Origin of the sequence: Porphyromonas sp. COT-290 OH860 (genome assembly GCF_000768935.1) — a bacterium.
Classification (GTDB): domain Bacteria; phylum Bacteroidota; class Bacteroidia; order Bacteroidales; family Porphyromonadaceae; genus Porphyromonas.
This window is the reverse complement of the sequence record NZ_JRAR01000041.1, coordinates 1-1,403: the sequence shown is the minus strand read 5'-3', so window position 1 is coordinate 1,403 and position 1,403 is coordinate 1. Positions and strand designations below refer to the sequence as shown.

At 42.1% G+C, this 1,403-nt stretch carries 2 pseudogenes; both read left to right on the top strand.

What is annotated here, in order from left to right:
* Nucleotides 1–205: pseudogene (locus HQ41_RS04240) on the top strand (transposase); the annotation flags it as partial.
* A gap of 1,076 nt (nucleotides 206–1,281) precedes the next feature.
* Nucleotides 1,282–1,403 (top strand): annotated as a pseudogene (locus HQ41_RS04235) (IS5/IS1182 family transposase); the annotation flags it as partial.

The window sequence follows — 1,403 nt, the reverse complement described above, 5'->3', positions numbered from 1 at the left end:
GAATGCCGTAGGTAACCCTGCCTACGATGCCTTGCTGATGTTCAAGATTCTTTTGCTAGAGACATGGTATGGTTTGAGCGATTATGAGGTTGAGGAACGTATCAACGATTCTCTGCTTTTCAGTGAATTCCCAGGCTTAGATCTTGGCTATCCCTCTCCCGCTCATAGCACCATCAGTCGCTTTCGCTCGGAGCTTGTTCGGTTGGTTTGGTTGCCATGTCGATACAATTAATTACATATTAAAGATATTAATAATCAGGGATATACACAACGTTTCTAGCCGAAAAGGGGCAAAATGCCGTGCAACGGTCTCTTTTTGGTTAAAGAGTGTTAATGAATTAACCTTAAATTTGGTGTAATGGGAGAGCAGTTGATAAAGATTGGCGGCGTTCACTCGCCTCATTGATGGGAGGATTGTCTGACATTGGAGGGCTAATCCTCGACGATGTGTCCACTAATCGAAGCAGATTGATGGGAAGAAAATGCTTTAAGTGTGCCCAAAAAGCATACAATCACTCAAGAAAATGATATAAACACATGCTTTCTAGATAGTTAAAAACAATGCGTTTAAGGCGACGATTTCCATAGGGCTAGGGTGAAGTGCCCCAACAGCAGTGAACGCAATGCAGATGCCTCTACGGCGCTCATACGAGGTCGGGTGGTTTTTCTAGAGAGTCGTCTGGGCTTGGTCTGAATAGACTAGAAATAGTTAAAGAATGTAATCCCCAAGATTGATGAGCAAGTGGATAAAGCTGGCTAGGCGGCATACCTGCTATTACCAGAGAGTACCTGCTCACGTATTGGAGGTATCTCTGTATCCTAGTCTACAAATAAGAGACCGTTGCACGGCATTTTGCCTCTTTTCGGCTAGATATGTTGCATATATACCTGATTATTAACGTGAGTTCGGTATAAGAATAAGAGTCGAGAGAAGTTCTGAAAGCTGATTTTAAGCATATTATATTGTAATAAGAACAGTCCGTTCATGCTCTGTTATGACAAAATGACGGAATAATTATCATTCCTTAGAGTCTTCAGTCTAGAAACACTCTAAATTTCTTGATATTGCTCATCTGGCATTTGTATATCAGCCTTATATTTAGGAGATTGATTGGAATTCTTATACCGAACTCACGTGATTATTACTATCTTTAATACGTAATTAACTGTATCGACATGGCAACTAAACCAACCGAACCAGCTCCTAGCTTCCTACAAGTATATACTCAGGTTCGTCGCCACCGGATGAAGCACTCCTTTCTCCGCCAAATCAATGCTTGCGTTGATTGGAGAGGTATCCGCACCCTGCTGAACAAGAAGTACACCAAGACACAGAATGCCGTAGGTAACCCTGCCTACGATGCCTTGCTGATGTTCAAGATTCTTTTGCTAGAGACATGGTA